The sequence below is a fragment of the Vibrio sp. Sgm 5 genome (genome assembly GCF_026241575.1).
In the GTDB taxonomy this organism is placed as follows: Bacteria; Pseudomonadota; Gammaproteobacteria; order Enterobacterales; family Vibrionaceae; genus Vibrio; species Vibrio jasicida.
The window spans coordinates 36,481-56,173 of the sequence record NZ_JAPHPY010000030.1; the positions used below are offsets into that span (position 1 = coordinate 36,481).

General features: G+C 45.6%; 15 protein-coding genes. 3 read left to right on the forward strand and 12 right to left on the reverse strand.

What is annotated here, in order from left to right:
- Positions 1–158: 158 nt before the first annotated feature.
- The gene (locus OQJ86_RS16480) at positions 159–1,061 is read right to left on the reverse strand and encodes a LysR substrate-binding domain-containing protein (protein WP_063344997.1); all 903 of its coding nucleotides are present in this window, start codon (positions 1,059–1,061) and stop codon (positions 159–161) included.
- 106 nt (positions 1,062–1,167) lie between these two features.
- On the opposite strand from OQJ86_RS16480, the gene OQJ86_RS16485 reads away from it, so the two are divergent.
- Both OQJ86_RS16485 and OQJ86_RS16490 read left to right on the forward strand, forming a co-directional pair.
- On the forward strand, positions 1,168–2,424 hold the full coding sequence (locus OQJ86_RS16485; RefSeq protein ID WP_104035413.1) for a D-amino acid dehydrogenase: 1,257 nt from the start codon (positions 1,168–1,170) through the stop codon (positions 2,422–2,424).
- Between the two features lie 307 nt (positions 2,425–2,731).
- On the forward strand, positions 2,732–4,279 hold the full coding sequence (locus OQJ86_RS16490) for an alanine/glycine:cation symporter family protein (RefSeq protein ID WP_104035404.1): 1,548 nt from the start codon (positions 2,732–2,734) through the stop codon (positions 4,277–4,279).
- A gap of 124 nt (positions 4,280–4,403) precedes the next feature.
- On the opposite strand, the gene OQJ86_RS16495 is transcribed toward OQJ86_RS16490, so the two are convergent.
- The 5 genes from OQJ86_RS16495 to guaB form a co-directional block, all read right to left on the reverse strand.
- Entirely contained in the window at positions 4,404–4,997 is a 594-nt protein-coding gene (locus OQJ86_RS16495) for an acetate uptake transporter (protein WP_104035405.1), read from the reverse strand.
- Between the two features lie 179 nt (positions 4,998–5,176).
- Positions 5,177–6,886 carry a glycoside hydrolase family 19 protein gene (locus tag OQJ86_RS16500; protein WP_265988423.1) on the reverse strand — a complete coding sequence of 570 codons (1,710 nt, stop codon included), beginning with the start codon at positions 6,884–6,886 and terminating at the stop codon, positions 5,177–5,179.
- A gap of 200 nt (positions 6,887–7,086) precedes the next feature.
- Positions 7,087–8,610 (reverse strand): Na+/H+ antiporter NhaC family protein, encoded by a 1,524-nt coding sequence (locus tag OQJ86_RS16505; RefSeq protein WP_104035407.1) that lies wholly within the window; start codon positions 8,608–8,610, stop codon positions 7,087–7,089.
- Between the two features lie 301 nt (positions 8,611–8,911).
- Entirely contained in the window at positions 8,912–10,465 is a 1,554-nt protein-coding gene (guaA, locus tag OQJ86_RS16510) for a glutamine-hydrolyzing GMP synthase (protein WP_039977093.1), read from the reverse strand.
- Positions 10,466–10,591: 126 nt separating this feature from the next.
- Positions 10,592–12,055 carry an IMP dehydrogenase gene (gene guaB / locus OQJ86_RS16515; RefSeq protein WP_104035408.1) on the reverse strand — a complete coding sequence of 488 codons (1,464 nt, stop codon included), beginning with the start codon at positions 12,053–12,055 and terminating at the stop codon, positions 10,592–10,594.
- A 232-nt stretch (positions 12,056–12,287) separates the two neighbouring features.
- Here guaB and xseA point away from each other — a divergent pair, with 232 nt between their 5' ends.
- On the forward strand, positions 12,288–13,619 hold the full coding sequence (gene xseA, locus OQJ86_RS16520) for an exodeoxyribonuclease VII large subunit (protein ID WP_038869605.1): 1,332 nt from the start codon (positions 12,288–12,290) through the stop codon (positions 13,617–13,619).
- Here the strand turns inward: xseA and OQJ86_RS16525 are convergent.
- The 6 genes from OQJ86_RS16525 to OQJ86_RS16550 form a co-directional block, all read right to left on the reverse strand.
- The gene (locus tag OQJ86_RS16525) at positions 13,616–13,840 is read right to left on the reverse strand and encodes a zinc ribbon domain-containing protein (protein ID WP_033006191.1); all 225 of its coding nucleotides are present in this window, start codon (positions 13,838–13,840) and stop codon (positions 13,616–13,618) included. The genes xseA and OQJ86_RS16525 overlap by 4 nt on opposite strands.
- Before the next feature lie 71 nt (positions 13,841–13,911).
- Positions 13,912–14,916 (reverse strand): sensor domain-containing diguanylate cyclase, encoded by a 1,005-nt coding sequence (locus tag OQJ86_RS16530; protein WP_265988431.1) that lies wholly within the window; start codon positions 14,914–14,916, stop codon positions 13,912–13,914.
- A gap of 296 nt (positions 14,917–15,212) precedes the next feature.
- Entirely contained in the window at positions 15,213–16,082 is an 870-nt protein-coding gene (locus OQJ86_RS16535; protein WP_061036213.1) for a hypothetical protein, read from the reverse strand.
- Between the two features lie 79 nt (positions 16,083–16,161).
- Entirely contained in the window at positions 16,162–17,658 is a 1,497-nt protein-coding gene (der, locus tag OQJ86_RS16540) for a ribosome biogenesis GTPase Der (RefSeq protein ID WP_038869600.1), read from the reverse strand.
- A gap of 181 nt (positions 17,659–17,839) precedes the next feature.
- Entirely contained in the window at positions 17,840–19,000 is a 1,161-nt protein-coding gene (bamB, locus tag OQJ86_RS16545; protein ID WP_038881775.1) for an outer membrane protein assembly factor BamB, read from the reverse strand.
- Positions 19,001–19,012: 12 nt separating this feature from the next.
- Positions 19,013–19,627, reverse strand: a complete 615-nt coding sequence (locus OQJ86_RS16550; protein ID WP_265988436.1) for a YfgM family protein — start codon at positions 19,625–19,627, stop codon at positions 19,013–19,015.
- Positions 19,628–19,693 lie beyond the last annotated feature (66 nt).

The window sequence follows — 19,693 nt, forward strand, 5'->3', positions numbered from 1 at the left end:
TTTCTCATCCATTGATTAATTTTTGGATGATATGGAAAAAGAAGACAGAGTGAGAGGAGTTAATAAACGGAAGGCAATTTGTGGGAAGCAATTCGAAGTATCATGTAATTAAGAAATTTATTTTTATTATTTCTTAAACACTTGTGCCAATTATCTCTCTACATAGATGATTGGACTTGCTGTAAAAGCCAACGTCTAAATCGCGCTGTAGGCTCACTTTTGGTATTAATGATCAGGTAGTATCCTGCGTTAGCATCCACAGGTTCAAATGGCGAGACTAAACGACCGCTTTCAAGTTCATCTTCCACCAACGCCATACGTGCCATTGCTATCCCCACTCCAGCTTCGGCGGCAGACATTGCCATATCCGTACGATTAAAGAAGTGCCCTACCTCCGTTTTGAAATCGAACCCCATGCTTGATGCCCAGTAGAGCCATTCATAGTCACGCGGAGCCTTATCCCATGGCATAGCATCGTGCAGTAACGTCGCGTCTCTCCATTGTTCTGGTGACGCTTTAAGAGTTTTTAGCCACCTATGATCCTCAAGGTATTTTGGGCTCATCACCGGTAGAAGTTGCTCATTGAGAATCCGCTCTGCGCTTTTATCTCGATAGGGATGAGAACCATAGTCTATCGCAACGTCATAGTCCTTTAGCTCACTATTCACTAGGGCTCCCTCTGCAAAAATCTGCACTTGGAGATCGGGGTTTTCTAGATGAAAACTTTCAAGGCGTGGAACTAACCATTTAAACGCAAAAGAAGGCGTCAGCTTGAGGCGAATTTCATTGTGGGGCTTTTCAATTTGCAGCTCTTTAAGTGTCTTTCCTAGTTCTGAGAAGTGGAATTGTGAGGATTGATACAGCTGTAATCCTTTAGGCGTCAGTCGAATTCCGCGCGAGTGGCGTTCAAACAAAGTAAAACCAAGCTGTTCTTCTAACTGAATTATTTGCTGGCTGATCGCCCCTGTCGTTAGGTGCAATGCCTTTGCAGCACTGGTAAAGCTGCTGTGTTCCGCCACTTGGCTGAATAACCACAATCCGCTAACGACACTGCTTTTCATCTTTGAGCCTATAGTTTTTCTAAACGCTGAATGTAATTTATATCGATTGTTAACAAAAGGTAAAGAAGAGAAACTGCGCAACATCGAAAATGTGTGGAGCGCATCAATGGAAGTCATCGTAATAGGCAGTGGTGTTATCGGCTTAACCTCGGCTTGGTATTTATCTCAGGCAGGCTATCAGGTTACCGTGATCGATCGTCAACCAAGCAGTGCGATGGAAACCAGCTTCGCTAACGCCGGGCAAATCTCTTATGGTTACTCTTCACCATGGGCTGCGCCGGGGATTCCACTCAAAGCCATAAAGTGGCTCACTGAAGAGCATGCACCACTCAAAATAAAACCATCTCTCAGCCCGGAGCTTATCCGTTGGGCAACGCAAATGGTGTCGAACTGCACTTTGTCCCGTTATCAAATTAACAAAGCCCGAATGCTCTCTATCGCCAATCATAGCCGTGCGTGTTTGGAGCAGTTGCGCCGTGATCATGCGATTGAATACCAAGGGCGGCAGTTAGGCACCTTGCAAGTATTTCGCTCTCAACAGCAGCTCGATGCCATAGAGAAAGACCTTGAGTTGTTAGAGCAAAGCGGTACACGTTTTCAGTTAATGGATGTCGAACAGTGCATCAAGCAAGAACCAGGATTGGCATTAGTAAAAGAAAAATTGGTCGGTGGGTTATATTTACCTGATGACGAAACGGGTGATTGTTTTCAATTCTGCCAGCAGTTAACAGAGCTAGCAAAAGCCCATGGTGTAAGGTTTGAATTCAATACAGAGGTAAGCAATTGGGTTACCGTAGGCAAAAAGATCATGGGTGTCCAAACGGACCGTGGTTTGTTTAAAGCAGACCAGTTTGTCCTTGCCTCTGGCAGCTATTCTACAGCGTTACTCAAACAGCTTGAGATCGACATTCCTGTTTACCCCGTCAAAGGATATTCACTGACGGTACCAATTGAATGTGAGCAATTTTCGCCTCGTTCTACCGTCATGGATGAAACCTATAAGGTCGCAATGACGCGCTTTGATGACCGTATTCGTGTCGCAGGAACCGCGGAGCTAGCAGGCTTTGATCCTTCATTACCGCAAAAACGCAAAAATACGATTGAAATGGTGATTCGAGATCTGTTTCCGCAAAGCGCCGATTTTACTAAAGCCGAGTTTTGGAGTGGATTTCGCCCTATGACACCCGATGGTACGCCCATTATAGGGACAACACCTTACAAGAATTTGTTTACAAACACAGGGCATGGCACGCTCGGTTGGACTATGGCTTGTGGCTCAGCTCAGATACTAACAGACGTCATCATGAACGCCGTTCCCAAAGTGACAAATCACTCAGAATTGAACCTGAGTCGTTACGCCTAAACACCTGCAAACCATTTCAAACAGTGCATTACTCCACAAGTTGAATAGCATTCAGAAGATATAACTATCATCTCTCGCGGAACATTTTCATGACAATGTTCTGCATATTCAATCAATTCATTGTTATTTCCAATAAAAACCACACAGATACATAACAAGAACCAATTTTTAACAATATTTAACCGTTCTGTGCCCACCATCACGCTACAAGGGATTTTTAGTTAAAAAGGTTAACAATTGCATTACAAAAAAGGGTAATGTGTTGTACGAAAAACAACCACAACCATAACAAACAGGGAAAATACTCATGCAGTCATTAGTTGATTTTCTGAATGGAATTATCTGGAGTCCGGCACTGATCTATCTGTGTCTTGGCGCTGGTTTGTTCTACTCGATCATGACGCGCTTTGTGCAGATTCGTCACTTCTTTGAAATGTGGCGCTTGCTACTTAATGGTAAGAGTTCAACCAAGGGGATTTCATCATTTCAGGCTTTGGCCGTTTCACTATCTGGCCGTGTAGGTACAGGTAACATTGCAGGTGTTGCTGCTGCTATCGGCTTCGGTGGCCCAGGTGCAGTATTCTGGATGTGGGTTGTTGCCTTCTTTGGTGCAGCAACGGCGTACGCAGAATCAACACTCGCACAGATTTACAAAGAGGAAGACGAAGGCGAATTCCGCGGTGGTCCAGCTTACTACATCGAAAAAGCAATGGGTCAGAAGTGGTACGCATGGGTCTTCGCTATCGCAACCATCTTTGCATGTGGCGTTCTACTTCCCGGCGTTCAATCAAACAGTATTGGTAACGCAGTAGAAGCAGCCTTTGGCTCAGGTGACATGATTGAAACCGCTATTGGTACCTTCAGTTTCGCTAAAATTTTCACTGGTACGGTTGTCTGTGTCATTCTTGCCTTCATCATCTTTGGTGGCGTAAAGCGCATCGCGAACTTCACTCAAATTGTGGTTCCGTTCATGGCGCTGGCTTACATCATCACGGCTTTCGTTATCATCCTACTTAACATCGGTGAGATTCCACGCATCGTTGGCATGATCATTGGTGATGCATTTACACCAATGGCAGGTATTGGTGCTGCGATTGGTTGGGGTGTAAAACGTGGTGTTTACTCTAACGAAGCAGGTCAAGGTACTGGTCCTCACGCAGCAGCAGCGGCAAGCGTTGATCACCCAGCACAGCAAGGTCTTGTTCAGTCATTCTCTATCTACATCGATACGTTGTTAGTATGTTCAGCAACCGCGTTTATGATTCTTATCACGGGTGCATACAACGTACAAGGCGCAGTAGAGGGTTCATTCTTAGTGCAAAACCTACCTGCAGATATCGGTGCTAATGGCCCTGTATTTACACAGATGGCGATTGAAAGCGCTCTACCTGGGGTTGGTAAACCATTCATCGCGGTTGCCTTGTTCTTCTTCGCCTTCACGACGATTCTGGCTTACTACTACATCGCAGAAACGAACATCGCGTACATCCGTCGCACTGTAAAAGTAAACGGTCTGATGTTCATTCTGAAGCTGGTACTCATCTCTGCGGTATTCTACGGCACCGTGAAGACTGCCAACCTTGCGTGGGCAATGGGTGATGTGGGCGTAGGTCTAATGGCATGGCTGAACATTGTCGGCATTCTGATCATTTTCTTCATGTCGAAGCCTGCACTAAAAGCGCTGGCTGACTACGAAGAACAACAGAAACGCGGTGTGACTGAGTTTACGTTCAACCCAGTAGCACTTGGTATTAAAGGTGCTACTTACTGGGAAGAGAAGTACAAGCGCAAAACAGGTAAAGCACCAACCGCAGACAGCGATACAACAGAAACGGTAGAGCAACCATCTACCTAATGCTTCACTTAACATCCTCCCCCAATGGGTTGGCAGGTATATAAGAAAAAGCAGTGGTCCGACGGACATTAAAAAAGGGTTAGCCAGTGGCTAACCCTTTTCTTTTGCATTCAATTCGAAGCAATTATGCAGCGATTTCTTGCGTAGCAACTTGTGACTTTTGCTTTTCACCAACAGGAAGTACGGTACGGCCGTATTCGTTGTTTAGTACTTGAGCCATTGCAAAGTAGATTGCGCTCGCGCCACAGAAGATACCTTCGAAGCCTGCGATAGTACCGATCAGCTCGCTACCAGTGAAGTCACGTGCCGCTAGTAGGAAGAACAGAATAGTAAGAGAACCGAATACTACTTGCTTCGCTACTGGGTAGCATAGAGAGCCAATGAACATGAAGCCAGTGAAGATACCCCATAGTAGTAGGTACCAACCCATGAAGTGTGCAGGGCTTGCTGGAAGACCCATGTAAGGCATTACGATTAGACCAACCAGTGTCAGCCAGAATAGACCGTAAGAAGTAAATGCAGTCGTACCGAACGTGTCACCACGCTTGAAGCACATCATGCCAACAAGTACTTGGCTTAGACCACCGTAAAAGATGCCCATAGCCAGAATCATAGAATCCATTGGGAAGAAACCTGCGTTGTGGATGTTTAGCAGGATGGTAGTCATACCAAAACCCATTAGACCTAGTGGCGCTGGGTTAGCCAGTTTTGTAGACATGTACATTACCTTTTCAAAAATGTTGATAAAAATTGCGCGCGAATTTTAATGGACTCAAAAACAAAAGAGAAAAGACGTTATTGAAAACTTAGATTGCACAAATAAGCAACCAAGCGAATAAAAAAAGACCCTGCTAAAAAGCAGAGTCTTTATAGATAGTTAGACTATTTATTGTTCAATTACTGGCAAGAGATCTCATCCCAGAACCAATTGCTCTGTGTCGGTGATTCCCATACACCCGGTCCATTTTTCGCGATAAAGCATTTGCCTTGATAAGTCACTTTGTCGCCATTAGCCACTTGAGTCACACCTGGTTCCCATGCAATAAAGTCACCCGATACTGGTGGTTTAGTAACCGGAGGCTCTGTCACTGGCGGCTCGGTGACAGGTGGTTCTGTTACAGGAGGCTCAGTCGTTGGCGGTTCAGTCGCTGGTGGCTCTGTTGGCGTACCTGAGACCAATTTCCATGGGTCACCTTTAGTAGGCTCATTACTTTGTGACCACCACTTCGTTTCATATACCGCTCCCTTGTAAGAGACTTGGTCGCCCGTGTTATAAACCTTGCCAGCATCCCATGCAGCAACACCGCCTACAGGTGGGTCAACCGGATCGACTGGGTCTAATTTATCGACAACGCGAACTTCAGGCCAACCTGCATGAGATTGGTAGAAGTTGGTAACACATTTCTCGTAATCACCAGCAACCAGTGCCGAATACGCGGTTTGGAAACCAACCAACTCACATTCAAATGAGTGACCGCCCGGGCGATCTGAGTAGTACTTCCAGTTACCATCCCAGTTGGTGTAAAGCACGTCAGTGGCACCGTTAAGGTTTAAGCTACCGTAAGGCGTTTGTTGCCAACAGGTATTGGTCTCATCGGCTTCGATAGGAATCTGATAGTGCGCTGCTAGACCTTCCCAGTAACGAATGCGGTTAACTGGCTGACCTTTATCTTTGTTTTGCTCACCACACTCAATACCGCCGTTGATAACGTTGATCGTGGTACCAAATCCATAACCAATACCCGCATCAATTTCACGCTGCGATGGTACCCAAGTACGATCAATCACGTGCAGCATTGCTGGTTTTGGCGCTTGAGGGGTTAAGAAGAACCAAATCGCAGAAGCTAAGTTCAACCATGAGTCAGCGACTAAGCCCGGATTCTTCAGCAATACCGATGCATCGCCATCGAACATCACTTCAGAGAAAGCGCCGTAGTTAAAGTGGTAAGAAAGCTGTTTTGCACCACGACCGAAATACCCTTGACCAGGCTCACAAGGCCAACGCTTATTTTGCCAATCGTTCTGACCACAACCTGTGGTGTAGCCCTCTTGACCTTCTGACCATCCCATTTCACGCACATGAACCAATGCTTGTTGCCACTCTTCAAGTGCAAGCGGGTTGTCAGATACGTTATCGACCGCAATGTGACCACCGGTTTCCTGAGCAAAGTGTGCAAATGCTGTCACGATGGATTTCTTACAAATCGCGTCTGAATCACGCCCGTCAGTGTACTCACCACAGAATGCAGGGAACTTACCGATCGCACGCAAGAAACGTGTGTACGTATACTCTGGTGCCGCCATCTGAGTAAGGAAATTCCACTCGCTCTCAGGGAAGACACGTTCAACTCGCTTAACGTTTTCCGGATTGCTTGCTGCTCCTGGAACAATCGCTTCAACAACCGTATTTGGACGAGTCTCTAGCGCTTGTGACCAAATAGCATACATAGGGTCAGAGGTTTTACTTTGCTCCATAGCTTGGATGTCGCCACGAGCAATCACGTAACCATTTGGGTTTTGTGGATCAGGTTGGATATTCATGCTGGCATGAGCTTGTGCAGCGAGTACACAACCCAATGCGAGAGGCAGATGTTTGAGTGCAAACATGTCTAATCTCCGTATTTAACAATACAATATACAAGGAATAACTAGACACATAGTGGATCATGTAGAAAAAACGCCGAGTGAAGTGAATTAATTCTGCGACGCAAATTTCATAAATAAATACTGTTACACAGTGGGTATCACAAAAACTGTTACCTCGACTCAAAAGAAAACGGGGGATAATCCCCCGCTCTCATTTATTGTTATTGATCTGCTGTTGCTTGCTCTAGCGTCGGTGAAGCTTGCTGTTTAGAGAGCACCAAGTAAATGGCAAACTGCGCGACTATTGCCACCAGCACAATTACAGGAGAAGCCATCACACCCGCAACAAGGAAGCTTGTCAGAGCGATAGCACCGTTGAGTACCGCATAAGGCAATTGAGTTCTAAAGTGCTCATACTGCTCACAACCTGCGCCCGTAGAGGACAAGATGGTGGTTTCCGAAATTGGCGAACAGTGATCACCAAATAAGCCACCAGATAGCACCGCACCGATACACACCAGCAATGGCGCATCAATCGCGACTGCGGTTGGAATGACCAATGGCATCATGATGGCAAAAGTGCCCCATGACGACCCTGTAGCAAAAGAGATAATACCCGCCAATAGAAAAGCCACGGCAGGCAATAACCAGTATGGGAAGCCAGCTTGTGCTTGCTCTGCAATGTAAGCCGCTGCGCCAAGCTCTTTACCGACAGAACTCAGTGACCAAGCGAGAACTAGAATCACCGCAACGGACATCATGTTCGACATCCCTTTTAGGTAAACCTGAATGCCATCAGAGAGCTTTCTCACACCATAAAACGCCATCAAACTAATTAGGGTAATTGCAGCAAAGAAATACGCCGACGACAGTGCAGCACGGAAAGTTGAACCTGCTACTTTCTGGAATGGAAAACCGTGAGGTACCAAGATTGAACAAAGCACCACAAGCATGACGAGCAGCGGTGCCCAAACAAAACTTGTTTTTGCATTTTTATGCTCAAACACATTTAATGAATCTTGCACTTTTCCAAAATCAGAACCCTGCTCCGCAAGTTGTTCCGCTTTCGCCATTGGTCCAAAATCCAGTTTGAAGAAAGAGACAATCGGCACAATCGCGATCGCTAAAAAGGCATAAAACTGGTAAGGAATCGCGCCAATAAAGGCATCCCAATCACTGATACCCACATCCAGTGCAGCAAACTCTTTTTGAATCAGGCTCATAATGTAAACGCCCCAACCGATGAAAGGGATCAGGATAGCCACAGGGGATGAAGTGGAATCAATAATAAACGCAAGTTTCTGGCGAGAGACTTTCAGCTTATCAAAAAGAGGACGAAAGACAGGGCCAACAATTAACGGTGTACCAAGGTCTGAAAAGAAAATAACAACGCCACCAAACCAAGCAGAGAGCTGCGCTTGGCATTTATTGGCAACCCATTGAGTGACCTTTTTAGCGAACGCCACGCCACCGCCAGATTTTTCCATCAAGGCCACAAAGCCACCAATAAAGACTAAGAGCAAAATGACGCCCGCATTGTAACTGTCAGTCAGTTGCGGCAACAGGTAACTTTTCATCAGTGCGCTAAACGAATCGAGCGGACCTTTATCGACGAATGTGCCTTCTAACATAGCCACACCGCTAACAACGCCGGCAAAAAGGCCGACAACGACGTTTCTTGTAGTTAGCGCGAGGACTAACGTAATAATGATGGGGATGAGGGAGGTAACTTCTGCCTGTTCCATAGCAATACCAACTTTAATATTTAAACACCAAAAATGAATATACATTCAACAATCTCGCATGTATATATTTTCTAATAAAAAAGTTGAGACCTGCGTTCACACTTTTCAGGCATAAAAAAACCAGCCCGAAGGCTGGCTTTACTATTTTAATCTTTACGTCAAATACGAAAGCTAATTCCCAAAATAGTTGGAGTTGCAACTAGGCGACAAGCCATTTCAGCCCTATGAGCATAGGTTTACTATGTGATTAGGGTGAAATGGAGAAGTCAACAACGTTGCTACTTCAAATATGAAGGGAATATTATTCCCATTCGATTGTCGCTGGTGGCTTACCAGAGATGTCGTAAACCACGCGAGAAATACCTTCAACTTCGTTGATGATACGGTTAGAAACCTTACCTAGGAAGTCGTATGGTAGGTGCGCCCAATGCGCAGTCATAAAGTCGATAGTTTCTACCGCACGTAGAGAGACAACCCAATCGTACTTACGACCGTCGCCCATTACACCTACAGAACGAACTGGTAGGAATACCGTGAACGCTTGAGATACTTTGTTGTATAGGTCCGCAGCGTGTAACTCTTCAATGAAGATAGCGTCTGCACGACGTAGCAAGTCACAGTACTCTTTCTTGATTTCACCAAGAACACGAACACCTAGACCAGGACCTGGGAATGGGTGGCGGTAAAGCATATTGTATGGAAGACCAAGCTCTAGGCCGATCTTACGAACTTCATCTTTGAACAGCTCACGAAGTGGCTCAACAAGACCCATTTCCATGTCATCTGGAAGACCACCCACATTGTGGTGTGATTTGATCACGTGCGCTTTACCAGTCTTAGATGCAGCAGATTCGATAACGTCAGGGTAAATCGTACCTTGAGCTAGCCATTTCGCGTTTTTCAGCTTCTTAGACTCTTCATCGAATACGTCTACGAATACGTGACCGATTGTCTTACGCTTCTCTTCAGGATCCGCTTTGCCTTCTAATGCATTTAGGAAACGCTCTTCTGCGTCAACTTTGATGATGTTCAGGCCGAACTTGTCGCCAAACATATCCATAACTTGTTGACCTTCGTTTAGACGAAGCAAACCGTTATCTACAAATACACACGTTAGCTTGTCACCGATTGCACGGTGAACCAGCATCGCTACTACCGATGAATCCACACCACCAGATAGACCTAGGATAACTTCGTCGTCACCCACTTGCTCTTTAATACGAGCAACCGCGTCTTCGATGATAGATTCAGAAGTCCATAGACGCTCACAGCCACATACGCCAAGAACGAAGTTCTCTAGCATTTGTAGGCCGCCTTTCGTGTGCGTTACTTCTGGGTGGAACTGAACGCCGTAGTATTTCTTCTCTTCGTTCGCCATCGCAGCGTACGGACATGTGTCTGTCTCACCGACTTTCACGAAGTCAGCAGGAATTTCTACTACTTTGTCACCGTGGCTCATCCACACGTCTTGAGTTAACTCAAGATCTTTAAACAGTGCAGATTCACCAGAAACTTTAACTTGTGCGTAGCCGAATTCACGTTCAGTAGAACCCGCTACTTTACCACCTAGCTGCTCAGCCATAGTTTGCATGCCGTAACATACACCTAGTACTGGCACACCAGAGTCAAATACGTATTGAGGAGCGCGTGGAGAGTTATCTTCCGTTACGCTTTCTGGACCACCAGATAGGATGATACCGTCTGGATTGAATTCACGAATATCCGCTTCTTCAACGTCCCAGCTCCACAGTTCACAGTAAACACCGATTTCACGTACACGGCGCGCTACTAGCTGAGTGTACTGAGAACCGAAGTCCAAGATCAGAATACGTTGGTCATGAATATTTTTAGTCATTTTGAGCAGTCTTATAAGCTAGGTTATTAAAACGGAGGCGAGTGTACTCGCCTCTTATTAATGCTTCAAGGAAAAAAGCAAACGTTTACGTCGAGTGTATAGGTTTTATTTTTACAGCAGTAAAAATTAACCGCGACGGTAGTTTGGTGCTTCCTTAGTGATTTGAACGTCGTGTACGTGTGATTCAGCCATGCCCGCACCTGAGATACGAACAAATTCAGCTTTAGTACGCATATCTTCAATCGTTGCAGAGCCAGTAAGACCCATGCTTGAACGTAGACCACCCATTTGTTGGTGTACGATTTCTTTTAGACGACCTTTGTATGCGATACGACCTTCGATACCTTCTGGTACTAGCTTGTCTGCTGCATTGTCAGACTGGAAGTAACGGTCAGATGAACCTTGAGACATTGCACCAAGAGAACCCATGCCACGGTAAGACTTGTAAGAACGACCGTTGTAAAGAATCACTTCACCAGGGGCTTCTTCTGTGCCTGCGAACATTGAACCAACCATCACACAAGATGCGCCAGCCACGATTGCTTTACAGATGTCACCAGAGAAACGGATACCGCCGTCAGCGATAACTGGAATGCCGAATGAATCCGCCACTTCTGCCGCGTCTGCGATTGCTGTTACTTGAGGAACACCAACACCCGTTACGATACGAGTTGTACAGATTGAACCAGGGCCGATACCAACTTTAACTGCGCTAACGCCCGCTTCGATAAGAGCCTTAGCACCAGCACCCGTCGCAACGTTACCACCGATGATGTCTAGATCTGGGTAAGCAGCACGAGTTTCGCGGATACGGTTTAGTACACCTTCAGAGTGGCCGTGTGAAGAGTCGATAAGTAGAACGTCAACACCAGCTTCAACCAAAGCAGCAACACGCTCTTCGTTACCAGCGCCAGCACCAACAGCTGCGCCAACACGTAGGCGACCGCGCTCATCTTTACATGCGTTTGGTTTACGTTCTGCTTTGTGGAAGTCTTTCGCAGTGATCATACCGGTTAGTTGGAAATCATCATTCACAACCAGTACTTTTTCAACGCGTGCTTCGTGCATCTTCTCTTGCACTTCTTCACGAGTTGCACCTTCTTTAACTGCTGCAAGGTTTTCTTTTGCTGTCATTACTGACGACACTTTCTTAGAAAGGTCAGTAACAAAGCGCACATCACGACCAGTGATAATGCCTACAAGCTCGTTGTTCTCTGTGATGACAGGGAAACCAGCGAAGCCGTGTTTTTCAGTTAGAGCTACCACGTCAGCGATTGTCGCTTCAGGGTTTACCGTTACTGGGTCAGAAACGACACCAGCTTCGAACTTCTTAACTTTACGAACTTCAGCAGCTTGCTGCTCAATAGACATGTTTTTGTGGATAAAGCCAATGCCACCCTCTTGCGCTAGCGCGATAGCTAGACGAGCTTCAGTAACAGTGTCCATAGACGCTGAAATCATTGGGATGTTTAGGGTGATGTTCTTAGTCAGCTGAGTGCGAAGATCAGCTGTGTTTGGGAGAACAGTGGAGTGAGCTGGCACGAGTAGTACGTCATCGAATGTCAGCGCTTCTTTGGCAATTCTTAGCATTTGCAATATCTCACAATTAGAGGAGTAGAAAGAACAATCCAATCTCATCGTTTCGCATAATGAGGGTAACCAGTTTTAGGTTGTTGGCTACATTTGGATTAGATATTGCGGAGGGATTATACGGTTAACGCAATCGCTTGACCACAAATTTTTTAATTTTTTTCTTGCAATCACCCTCTTGATATGTATTATATTGCCGCTAATTTCCATACTCACGTCTACGGAATTAGCTGTGCTCTCCCAGACCAATCAAAACATCTTCACTGTTTCTCGACTCAATGCGGAAGTCCGCCTGTTACTTGAAAACGAAATGGGGATCGTCTGGCTTGTCGGAGAGATATCCAACTTCTCAGCTCCTGTCTCTGGTCACTGGTATCTCACTCTTAAAGATTCTCGCGCTCAAGTTAAATGTGCCATGTTCCGTGGTAACAATCGTCGCGTCACTTTCAAACCTGCTAACGGCAATCAAGTATTAGTTAAAGCACGTCTGTCTCTGTATGAGCCTCGTGGTGACTACCAATTGATCATTGAAAGCATGCAACCTGAAGGTGATGGTCGTCTGCAACAAGAGTTCGAAGCACTTAAGATGAAATTGGCAGCAGAAGGTTTGTTTGCTCAAACCAATAAGCAGCCTTTACCTGAGCACCCAAAACGCGTTGGTGTGATCACCTCAAAAACCGGTGCAGCGCTGTACGACATCTTAGACGTATTGAAACGCCGTGATCCTTCCCTACCCGTGGTGGTTTACCCGACCATGGTGCAAGGTGAAGAAGCGGCCATTCAAATTGCGCAAGCGATCGGTCGTGCAAACAGTCGTGATGAATGTGATGTATTGATTGTTGGTCGTGGTGGCGGCTCGTTAGAAGACCTTTGGTGCTTTAACAACGAAATTCTTGCTCGCACGATTGCTGCAAGCCAAATTCCGATCATCAGTGCAGTTGGTCATGAGGTTGACGTAACTATTGCCGACTTTGTAGCGGACATGCGAGCGCCGACTCCATCAGCGGCGGCTGAATTGGTAAGCCGCGATAACAGCCACAAAGATCAAGCTTTGGTGACTCGTCAACATAAGCTAGCCAGTGCAATGCGTTACTACCTAGCGCAGCAAAAACAGCAATCAGCTCAACTTATACACCGTTTAGAGCGCCAACACCCAAGCTATCAATTGCAACGCCAGACGCAACAACTTGATGAGTTGGAGATGCGCCTACAACGCGCGATGCAACGATTCATTACTACACGCCAACAAGCTGTTGAGCGTAAGCATCATCGCCTACAACTGAACTCACCAGTAAAGCGCTTGGCTGAGCAGAAGTCGAAGCTTGATCGAGTTGAGCAAAAATTGCTGGATGCAATGGACCGTAAGTTACTGACCATGCGCCATCAACTGGCAATCGCGGCTGAGAAGCTAGATACGGTAAGCCCACTGGCAACGCTAAAACGTGGCTACTCGATCACTCAAACTGAGCAAGGTCAGGTTGTTACTCAAGCGAAAGATGTAAAAACGGGCGACGTATTGGTCACCCGCTTATCTGATGGTGAGCTTCGCTCAACCGTTAATTAACTGACTTTCTGAAACTCAAATCGAACACGTGATTTCGATTTGAGTTCATTACAACTGTTGCAGAAATAGTTCGCCGCACCACAAGCTTGTAGCTTTTCTAGTTCAGCGTCGCAATCTGGACAAAATCCCACTTTCTTATAATCCGACTCACATTGATTACAGTGGTATTGACCTGTCCACTCCAGCTCAATATCGCATGTTGGGCAAATATTCGGTTGCATGGTTACCCCTAAAAACTTCTATTTACTGACTCACAGTTTAAGCATAAGGCAATCTTGTGCTTTGATCTTAATCACGCTCGTTTGGCACGCTTGTTTTGATACATTGCCACATCAGCTTGTTGGATAAGCTGCTCTAACACTGCACGTTCACTCGCTAAACTACAAGCCCAACCAATACTTGCCCTAACTGAATATTCTTCTAAATGACAGATTTGGTTGAGCTCCGCTTCTAAACGGATACCAAACTCTTGATAAGCGCGATCATCAGCAAAGCAGCTAAAGCCAACAAACTCATCCCCTCCATATCTCCCTATCACTGAACATGAACGAAAGACCTGCTTTAAATGCTCAGCCACTAAAATAAGCACTTGGTCACCCGCTTCATGACCAAAACGATCGTTGATGTACTTAAATTCATCGATATCGACAAAAAAGCAACCGACAACGGCATTCCGCCCACATTCACCATTCACTTTGTGGTCAACCTCGGCCAACAAAGCTCGACGATTGAAGCAGTGAGTTAATGAATCTCGACTTGCATGAAAGTGAAGCTGCTCTTCCAGGCGAAACTTCTCCAATGCAATCGCATACAAAGCCGCAAGCATTTCTAGTACTTTAATTTCATAAGGGTGCGGTGTTGACGGCTCAGTACTGTAGACCGCGAATGTACCAAGCACATGACCATCGGAAGCAATAATAGGGACAGACCAACAAGAATGCAGATTCGCTCGCTGAGTAAGTTTAAGAAAAGCCGCCCAGTTAACATGATGATCAATATCACTCACTACAACGGTTTGCTTTAAAAATGCGGCAGCCCCACAAGAACCAATATCAGGTCCAATAGGAACGCCTTCAATCGCTTGGTTATAAAAATCAGGCAAATGCGGGGCAAATTCTAAATGAAGTGTGTTTGTATCTGGCTGTAATCGTAATATTGAAGCTTGCCTCTTTCCGAACAAATGTTCACTTAACTCAATCACTTCATGATTAAGTTTATCGCGACTCATCCCAAGAGCAAGCTTACCTAAAAGACGATTGACTGCTCGGTGAGCATCTAACAGTCTATCTTTATCCATCGTACTGCGTATTCACATTGTTATTATGTTTGTTAGCTAGGAATATAATAAATCTATTAATATTACACAGGTAGCTAACTCACATTATGCGCACGCGACACTATAAAAGATCACATACTGATCTTCGGATATTTCCCCTTTGATCAGCGATCACCCCTTAAAAGAATATTTATATAACCACATACCGAAAGCATAAGTTACATATTCTGTCTCTCAATTTTATTCAGAACTAAAAACTACACTTTCGAACCAAAAACCAAGATAACAGGATTTAATAAAAAGATCAGAATCCAAATTTAGCGTATTACATCGGTGTGCATTTCGATAGTTTGTGAGTCTATTTCCACTAGCGTGACTAGGATAGAACCAAAGTCACTCAAATGACTCGCATGCGTTCCCCCACAAGGGATGACAGCGATTTCTCCTTCGCCTAAATCACATTGCCAATAACGTGAGTCCGTGAGGTGTTCCCCATGGCAATCGACAGTGATCGCAGCGTCTCTTTTTAACCAATCCCCCAACAGAACATTCACCTGTTGTTCGATACTTTTCAGGTCAGACAGCATATCTGCACTGTTTAAACCCCTTTTGCGGAGTGTTTTGCCTAAACGATACGTATCCAGACATTTGTCTTGGGTGACAAAACTGGTTTCTTGCGCATAGCTATTGAAATCGTAGTTACCATGCGGGTCTTTACGGTCAGCATCTTTACGCCAATAGTTCTGCGCCAGCACCTTATTGAGCGCAAGATATGCGATGTGTCCTGCGCTATGACCGCGACTTAGAGACAGTTGGTATTCTTTGTCTACTTCCAGCAACGCAATATCACCAGCATCAAACGTATCGGTGAATGGCAAGACATGCACTACAACAAACGCCCACCCTTCAGTATCACGTTTTACCGGAATAGCTTGGCCAATATATAACTCGCCGCTTGCTAGTTCTACAGCACCAACTTGGCAGTCAACCACTTCAAACTTCATTCCTTTTATAGTTAGTGTGCCTTTGTCCGCTGGATGATCTGGCCAAATATGGCTGACTGGATGAAAAGGCGTGACATCAGTAACAACATGGGTAGCTTCTGATGTAGATTGAACAAATTGTACGTGCGCCTCTAACTGCCAAGTTTGATGACAGAAACACGTCTTGGTTGCTGTGATTGTCATGTGTTAATTACTTCTTATGAAAGCTTCGAATAAAAAAATACCCAAGTCGAAACTTGGGTATTCATAAAATCTTAGGCGATTACTTGTTGCGGTTCTTCACTGCAGACATCATACGTTTGCGCTTACGCTCTTGAGAAAGAGTCAGCTTGCCACCACGGTTTTCGTACGGGTTATCGCTGTTCTGGAAGTTAATACGGATTGGTGTACCCATGATTTCCAGAGACTTACGGAAGTAGTTCATCAAGTAACGTTTGTACGAATCAGGTAGATCGCGAACCATGTTACCGTGAACAACCACGATTGGTGGGTTGTAACCACCCGCGTGTGCATATTTAAGCTTAATACGACGGCCACGAACCATAGGCGGTTGGTGATCGTCTGTTGCCATCTTCATGATACGAGTAAGAACAGATGTGCCTACACGTGTCGTTGCCGACTTGTACGCTTCTTGAATCGACTCGAACAAGTGACCAACGCCAGTACCGTGCAATGCAGAGATAAAGTGAATACGTGCAAAATCAACGAAGCCTAAACGGCGGTCGAGTTCTTTCTTCACATTCTCTTTTACATCGTTATCCAGACCGTCCCACTTGTTTACCGCTAGTACGATTGAACGACCAGCATTCAGTGCGAAGCCAAGTAGGCTAAGATCTTGGTCAGAAATGTTTTCACGCGCGTCGATAACCAATAGAACCACGTTTGCATCTTCTACGGCTTTCAGCGTTTTAACAACAGAGAATTTTTCTACTGTTTCGTTGATACGACCACGACGACGTACGCCCGCAGTATCGATCAGCACATACTCACGACCATCACGTTCCATTGGAATGTAGATAGAGTCACGAGTGGTTCCTGGCATGTCATATACCACTACACGTTCTTCACCAAGAATACGGTTAGTCAGCGTTGATTTACCTACGTTTGGACGACCAATAATTGCCAGTTTGATTGGCTGGTCTTGCAAACGTTTGAACTCAGCTTCTGCGTCTTCTTCGGTGTAATCTTCGATCGCTAACTCTTCATCTTCGAATTCAGTCAGATCTTCAATCTCACCTTCTTCAGATTCACTTGCCAGTAGATCATCGAAAAATGGCGCTAATGCACGCTCTAGCAATGCCGTTACACCACGACCGTGTGCCGCAGCGATTTGGTACATATCGTCAACACCAAGCTGCCAGAAATCGGCACATGCGGCGTCAGCATCAATACCATCGATTTTGTTTACTACCAACATCGCTGGCTTTTCGATTTTACGCAGATGCGCAGCAATCGCTTCATCCGATGGCGTTAGTCCAGCGCGACCGTCAACAAGGAACAGCACTACGTCAGCTTCATCAATAGCCGCTAACGATTGTTCTGCCATCTTTGTTTCTACGCCTTCTTCCGTACCATCAATACCACCGGTATCAATAACGATGAATTCGTGTTCCTCACCAAGGCGAGCTTGGCCATATTTACGGTCACGCGTTAGGCCAGGGAAGTCCGCAACCAACGCATCACGAGTACGAGTCAATCGGTTAAATAGCGTAGATTTACCTACGTTTGGACGCCCCACAAGAGCAACAACAGGTACCATAACAACCTCTACAATAATCTTTCTTCTGTAGTTATAGGTAACGACTTGCCTAATGCCAAATCAAACCAGCTTTTTACCTATAACCACGTCAGGAATAACTGTTAATAAATAATAATTTCAAACAACAAAACGGCCCCTAACTGTTACCAGCCAGGAGCCGAATGTGAATTATATCACGATATTATTCGTTAATGGTTAGTTTCTTTACATCGCCATTGCGAGTGGTAATCACGTAACCATCTGACAACAAGGTTGGCCCTACAGCGAAACCGCTGTCATCGACAAACTGTTGTGCGACGAACTCACCCGTTGAACGATCCATCCAGTGCAAGTAACCCAATGTATCACCAACAACAAGATAGTTATCAACAAGGACAGGAGCTGTTAGCTGACGGTACTCAAGCTTGCTGTTTTCCCAAAGCTCAGTACCACTACGTGCATCAACAGCGACCACATGATCTTTCTCTGTAATCACAAAGATACGACTACCATCTGTCGCAATATCTGTGGCTGATGAGTAGTTACGTTTCCAAATTGGGTTTGCGCTGCGCAAGTCGATAGCAATCAACTGACCGTTGTAACCAACAGTGAAAAGAGTACCGCCAAGAACGATAGGAGAAGAATCTACGTCAACCAGACGATCAATCTCAGTTGCGCCTTTTGGTGTTCCAACTGGCTGTTGCCAAATCAACTGACCGCGTTCAACGATTGCCGCCGCAAGACGTCCATTCGCAGTACCCCAGAATACACCACCACCGATTGCAGTTGGTGTGCTATCGCCACGCAAGGTTAGGTTTGGAACTTCAGTGCTCAGTGCCCAACGTTGCTCACCAGTGCTTTCGTCAAGCGCAATGAGAGTGCCACGGCTAGTATTAACGATGATCAAACCTGAGTCTGCGATTGGCTTCGCCAATACTTCACCGCCAACTTCAATACGCCAAATCACGTCACCAGTGTCTTGGTCAAGCGCGATCACTTCACCGTTTTCAGAACCAATATAAAGATTTTCGTAAGCCGCTGTAATACCGCCAGAAAGACGAGCAATCACATCTTCTTCTAGATTTACTTGCCACTTCTGCTTGCCGTTTTCTGGGTCCAATGCTTTAACTAAACCATCACGACTAGCAACAAACAGAGTGTCATTGGCCATGACAGGAGACAGCTTAGAGAAGTAATGACCTACGCCATCTCCAATTGATGTACTCCATTCACTGCTTGGTGTGAACTGGCTATCTACCTGAGGCAGTGGAGCCATAACAATGGTGTCTTCCTCGCTAGCACAACCGGCAAGAATTCCCACTGTTAATGCCCCTAACAAGGCTTTCTTAAAGACTCTTTTCATCCAATGCGGTCCTTATTTCGCCAGATCGTCCAATTTCATTTGTAGCGTCGGGCTAGCATCTGCTGCTTGCTGAACTTCCGTGTAAGCTGCGTATGCCGCTTCTTTGTCACCTTGACGAAGTGCGATATCACCACGAAGTTCTGCAATACGACCCGTCCATGCTGCATCTGTTACTTTGCTTAGCTCAGCATTTGCTGCGTCAAAGTTGCCCATTTCCGCTTCAATGCGCGCAATACGGTAGCTGATAAGTGGAGTTAGCGCGGCATCTTTCGTGTTGCTTTGAGCCCATTTCAATTGCTCAAGCGCAGCGGCAAGATCTTTTGCATCAACCTGAACTTTTGCTAATTGAAGTGCAGCAAGTACTGAGTACTCTTTCACTTTGTTTGAATCAATGAACGCTTGAATATCTGTTTGAGCATCTGCGCCTTTCGTTTGCAAAGCATTCATCGCTGTTGTGTAGCTTTGAGAAGCTGCTTCACTCGCCTGAACGACAGAATCCTGGTAGTAACGCCAGCCAAATAGACCACCTAAACCAACAACCGCACCGATGATGACGGCTTTGCCGTTTTCCTTCCACCAGTCTTTAATGGCTTCAACTTGTTGTTCTTCAGTATCGTAAAGTTCCACTTCCTGTCCTCTTAAAACATGTAAATGGCAGCAAGGGCTACCATTGCTCCTATTCGTCGAAAGGCT